Here is a 5339-nt window from a genome sequence, read left to right as displayed (position 1 = left end):
GGCCTCTGTACATTATTCGGACACAGATTCACGGTAGCGGCTTGATGAGCAGCGGCATGAGGCCATCGGCATCGAGGTCGAGGCTCTCGGACCAGATATAATCGCCGGTGAGATTGATGCGGTCCCATCCCAGCGGCGACAATCGGGACAGCATGGCGGGATCGACAGGTGTGCCGCGGTGCCGCAGTTCATCGACGGCACGACCGAGATAGCGGCAGTTGAAAAGAATGATGGCGGCCGTGACGAGGTTGAGCGCTGCCGCGCGGGTCTGCTGGTTCTCCAGGCCACGGTCGCGAAACCGCCCGAGCCGATGGAAGGCGACAGCGCGGGCCAGGCTGTTGCGTGCCTCGCCCTTGTTGAGTTCGGCGGTGACCGTCCGGCGCAGATCGGTGTCGTCGAACCAGCGCAGCGTGAACAGTGTGCGCTCGATCCGTCCGACCTCCCGAAGTGCCGCAGCAAGACTGTTTTGTTGACGATAGGCGGACAGCTTCTTCAAAATCAGCGACGGTGTGACAGTGCGGTCGCGCATCGCCGCGATGACCTCCGCAATTTCGGCCCAATGGCTGACGATCAGGTCCCGACCGAGGCGGCGCCCGAACAGCGGTGCGAGCCGACCATAGCGCCGCGCGGGCTCGAAACCATAGAGTTGTCGATCCGACAGGCGCGGAATGCGCGGCTCGAAATCGAGGCCGAGCAAATGCATGACGGCGAACACGATATCGGAGACGCCGCCACCATCGGTGTGGAGGGCGGTGATGTCCGCGCTGCTTTCGTGGCCGAGGATGCCGTCGAGTGCGTGGATCGCCTCGCCCGCCGTCCCGGCGATGACCGTCTGATGAAGCGGTGCGTATCGATCGGTGATGGTGGTGTAGATCTTGACCACGGGGTCGCGACCGTAATGTGCGTTGACCGTTCCTCCGGCTTCGCCGGCACCGCCGAGATAATAAGCCTGCCCATCGGCCGATGCGCGATGCCCCGAACCAAACCAGGCGGCGAGCGGTTCGGCATGGATAGCGTCGGTCAGGCTGGCGAGCGCGGCGCGAAACGTTTCCTCGCGCATATGCCACGTCTGCATACGCAACAGTGCGCGACGCGAGGCGACACCGCAAACTTCGGCCATGCGCGACAGACCAAGGTTGGTCGCCTCCGCGATCAAGGTGGCAAGAAAGGCGCGTTCGTCGGCGGGAGGCAGACCGGTCGAGACATGGCCGAAATGCTGGATGAAGCCGGTCCATCGTTGAACCTGCGACAGCACATCCGTGATACGGGTGGCAGGCACCATGCCGTAGCAGGTGAGCGCAAGTTGCCGCCCTTCATCCTGACCAGGGTCTTCTTTGGGGTCTTTCGGAAACCGCAGCCGCTCGCCGGCAAAAAGGGGGGGATCGCGTTTGTCCAGATCGCGGGCGACCTCGCGCAGGGCGCTATCAAGCCTTGCCGCCCTCTCGTCGAGCCAGGCGTGCGGATCGCCGAGCGAGAAAGCGGGCTTCGGTACGGGGCTGGCCGGTGGGGCAAGCAGCACACTGAGCGCGCGATGGACGCGCGCGGTCGGCACCCAGATACCACCGGATGCCAAAGCATTGGAAAGCGCGCTGTAAGTCGCCATCTCCCAATGGGTGCGATCGATCCCGCCTGCGGTCATGACATGCCGACGCCAGCGGTGCTCGACATGGCCAAGCGGCACGTCATCGGGCAACGCCCTGCGCCAGTCTCCGTCGAGATCGGCGAGGATCGCCATCGCATCGCGCAACGGCTGCATTCCGGCCCGGCCCTGGAAATCAAAAGCGCGCACGAACGACGGCCCCATCCGCTTGAAGGCGCGATATTCCGCCGCGATCTCGTCCAGAACCTCGTTCCGGTGCGGTGAGGCGGTACGTCGGATGATAGCGGCGTCGGCGTCGATGATGTCGAGGGATGCCACGGCATCGACCGCCGCGGCGACATCGCCGCCAGCCCGGGCCGCCTGGCTGATCGCTTCCAGAACCCTGGCGATGCGTAACATCCGTTCGCGGCCCTCGCGGCCGGAAACGGCCACGCGCTGTTCGAGCCGTTTGCGGGCGCGCAGATGGGCCCGCCCCACGAGCGCAATGAACATATCGATCGCCGCATCGGTCAGTGTCGCCTCCAGCTCGCGCAGCGTCGCGAGCAGCACGACCCGCCTGCGGGCCGGGCGCATTTGCTGGAAAGCCTGTGCCGTGTAGCGCACACCCTCCCGGGCGAATTGCCCCAGGCGCGGTTCGTGGCGAACATCAGGGGAGAAAGCCGATATGCCCGTCCCACGAATCAGCGTGATCTTTTCGACGATTTCCAAAAGCGAAGCGGATGCGACACGCGGTTCTGGCTCGCGCAGCCAGGACAGACGGCTCTGCCGGTCATGCACCTTGTCATCGATCAGCGCGTCGAGTTGCTGACGCATCTCATGGCCAAGGCCGCCATCGATCGCGGCCACGAGATCCGTTTCCGCCTGATGTATCGCCTCGGCCGCCATGCGCTCCACGACGCTGACACCCGGGATCACGATCCGACGCGCGCGCATCTCATCCAGAAGCCGGCCGAGCAGCGCGCGTCCGTCGATGATGCTCGCCGCCTCGTTTGTCAGCCATGTCCGCAATTCCACGCGGTGCGGGCGGCTCAGATCGCTGAAGCCGAAGCGCGTCTTGATCGCGGCGAGCTGATCGTAGCGCGTGGGCGTGCGTCTGGCGAAATCAGCTATGACCTTTGCATCCACCCCGACCTGCTCGGCAATATGGTCGAGCATGACCGCAGGCAGCAGTTCCCCGTGGCGCAGATGCCGGCCCGGGTAGCGCAGGCAACAAAGCTGCAGGGCGTAGCCGAGTCGGGTGGCGGGCGTGCGCGCGGTGTCGATCGCGGTCATGTCCTCACCTGACAGACTATAGTGCTTCACGATCGCCGCCTCGTCGTCGGGCAACATCAGCAGGGCAGCGCGCTGCCGCGTCGTCATCGGAATCCGTCCGGGCATCTTTGAACCTCCAAAAACCACTTGCCTTTCGGCATGATTCTGAAAGAGGATTGTGAAAGACAAGAGGCCGCAGGAATCCGTTCATGCCGCACTGGCCTCCGGATACGGCCGTTTGTGAAAGGCAGGATTTGACCAGGGCACCCTATCTGATCGGCTATGCGCGGGTGTCGAAGGGTGACGAGCAGTCGAACGCCGCCCAGCGCCGCGCCCTCGACGCGGCTGGGTGCAGGCGCGTGTTCGAGGAAATTGCCAGTGGCGGGCGCTGGGACCGGCCAAAGCTCCTGGAGATGATCGGCCAGTTACGCGACAGTGACGTCGTCGTCGTCTGGAAACTCGACCGGCTATCGCGCAGCCTCAAGGATCTGCTGCACATTATGGAGCGGATCGAGGCGGCGGGCGCGGGCTTCCGCTCGCTGACCGAGGCGATTGACACCACCACGGCCGCAGGTCGCATGATGATGCAGATGGTCGGGAGCTTCGCCGAGTTCGAGCGCGCCATGATCCGCGAGCGCACCTCCGCCGGCCTCGCCCAGGCGCGCGCCGAAGGGCGGATCGGCGGACGCCGGCGCAAACTCGGCGAAAAGCAACGGCGCGAGATCGCGGAGTCCGTCATCTCCGGACGAAAATCCGGCGCCGAGATGGCGCGGCTCTATCATGTCAGCGAGCCGACCGTTTCGCGCATCGTCGCCGCGCACCGACAGACTATGGAGCTACCGGCATGAAACGCGGCCACGACCTGACCGGGCTGATGAAGTTCGCGACACGGCCCGAGTGGGCCGACGACCTGCATGACGCGCTCGACGATCATCTGGGGCCGGTTCTCACGCAGTTCGACATCGATTCCGACGAACTGCCCGGCATCATCGGGGATCACTGGGCCATGACCTTGTGGGGCTGCGCGTTCGAGGACCTGGTGACCCGCGTCTTCGAGCCCGATGGCCGCAACATCGTGGACGAATATCTCAAGCGCCGCGGATGGAACGAGGCCGGCCCCAACAAGCTCTACATGCGCGCGCTGAAGACCTCCGTCATGAGCGTCTATGAAGTCAGCGCGATCGAGCCCGGCGTCGGCTTCCTCGCGCGAGATCTGATCCGGGGCGGTGATCCCGTCCAGGTCCGCGAGCGCACCGCGTCCAGGACGCTGGGCCCGTGGGATCGGATCGGCGTGCGCATCATTCCGGTGAGCGGGCATAGGATCCTGGCAGGCGGCCTGCTGTCCTTTACAGCGGAAGCCACCAGCGCCCTTCTCGAGGCATTGCGCCTGGGACAGGGCAAGCGCGGCCCGCGCGCGAAACTAGTGATCGACGATGATCAACTGCGCGACCTGGCGCCGCTCATCTCGATGGTCTGGCTGTTCGACATCTTGCCCAGGATGCTCGAGCCTGTCGCCATCCCCACGCTGCATAACGCCGATGGCGAGGAGGTTGTTTTCCACCGTGTCCGTTTTCCGTTCACGCGGGGGACGACGCAGGCACTCATCGGCGACCGCCTCGATACCGTGCCCGCCCTGCAGCGGGAAACGTCACATTTCTGGAACTGGCTCGGCACCAGAACAAAACAGGGCAAGAAAGGCACCGGCCAGATGGCGTGGGGTGTGTCAATGGAAGACGGCACGCCGGTGCTTGGGAATCTGGAACTCAAGGGCCGCGCTCTGATCCTCTCCGTCACCTCGGCCGAACGTGCAGAACGCGGCGTTGCACTCGTCACCCAGGCGCTCGGCGCCCTGGTGGGAACACCTTTGACCGAGATCGAGACGATCGAACAGGCGATGGCTGCGCGTCAGGAAGGACGAACCGTGTCGGAGCCGGCACCGGACATCCCGGTCGAGGTCGCCACCCCGCTTGTCCACGGCATGCTCGATCGTCAATACCGGACACTCCTCGATGAGCCTGTCCCGATGCTCGGCGACAAAACGCCGCGACAATGCGCCGGCAGCAAGGCCGGACGCGACCAACTCGCCACGTGGCTAAAACATCTCGAAAATCTCAGTGGGAGACACGCTGACATCGATGATCCGATGGCGACGTACGACTTCGGGTGGATATGGCAGGAACTCGGGATCGAAGAACTGCGCCGGTGACGGCTTGACCCCGCAACGATGAAGGACATGCTGGCCGCCTGATAGACACTGGAGCCGCCTTCACCAACGGTGCCTGCGGATTTGTATTGCGCACGGCTGCTCGCAGGTGCAGCATGAGGATGCCTTTCAGGCATCCTCTCCTAAAACTATGGCCGGCCGTTGTGCCGGCCTTTTTGTGTGGCCGCGACGGCTTACGTAGCGCAATCCCTGGCAGAGAAGCTGGCGCCGACGTCCCTCAAGCTCGCCTACCGTGAATCTGTGGCCGAATAATGCACAGGGGCC

At 64.5% G+C, this 5339-nt stretch carries 3 protein-coding genes; 2 read left to right on the top strand and 1 reads right to left on the bottom strand.

Translation table 11 applies throughout. The annotated features are described in order from the left end of the window. Positions 1-28 precede the first annotated feature (28 nt). On the bottom strand, positions 29-2959 hold the full coding sequence (locus F4U94_RS23715) for a Tn3 family transposase (protein ID WP_007683471.1): 2931 nt from the start codon (positions 2957-2959) through the stop codon (positions 29-31). Positions 2960-3060: 101 nt separating this feature from the next. Between F4U94_RS23715 and F4U94_RS23710 the strand changes: the two genes are divergently transcribed. Together F4U94_RS23710 and F4U94_RS23705 are read left to right on the top strand one after the other, a co-directional pair. Continuing rightward, positions 3061-3699 (top strand): recombinase family protein, encoded by a 639-nt coding sequence (locus tag F4U94_RS23710; protein ID WP_007686142.1) that lies wholly within the window; start codon positions 3061-3063, stop codon positions 3697-3699. After that, complete coding sequence (locus F4U94_RS23705) at positions 3696-5057, top strand: DUF7986 domain-containing protein (RefSeq protein WP_007683476.1); 1362 nt, start codon at positions 3696-3698, stop codon at positions 5055-5057. The genes F4U94_RS23710 and F4U94_RS23705 overlap by 4 nt, the downstream gene beginning before the upstream one ends. The last annotated feature ends 282 nt before the right edge of the window (positions 5058-5339 follow it).

The sequence above is a fragment of the Sphingobium limneticum genome (assembly GCF_008710155.1).
Classification (GTDB): Bacteria; Pseudomonadota; Alphaproteobacteria; order Sphingomonadales; family Sphingomonadaceae; genus Sphingobium; species Sphingobium limneticum.
Note: the sequence above shows the minus strand (reverse complement) of the source record. Positions and strands in the feature narration are given on the sequence as shown.

What these genes read in the sequence shown, in the direction of transcription:
- F4U94_RS23715 (WP_007683471.1), bottom strand. Translation starts at nt 2,959, where the DNA reads ATGACGACGCGGCAGCGCGCTGCCCTGCTGATGTTGCCCGACGACGAG.
- F4U94_RS23710 (WP_007686142.1), top strand. Translation starts at nt 3,061, where the DNA reads ATGCCGCACTGGCCTCCGGATACGGCCGTTTGTGAAAGGCAGGATTTG.
- F4U94_RS23705 (WP_007683476.1), top strand. Translation starts at nt 3,696, where the DNA reads ATGAAACGCGGCCACGACCTGACCGGGCTGATGAAGTTCGCGACACGG.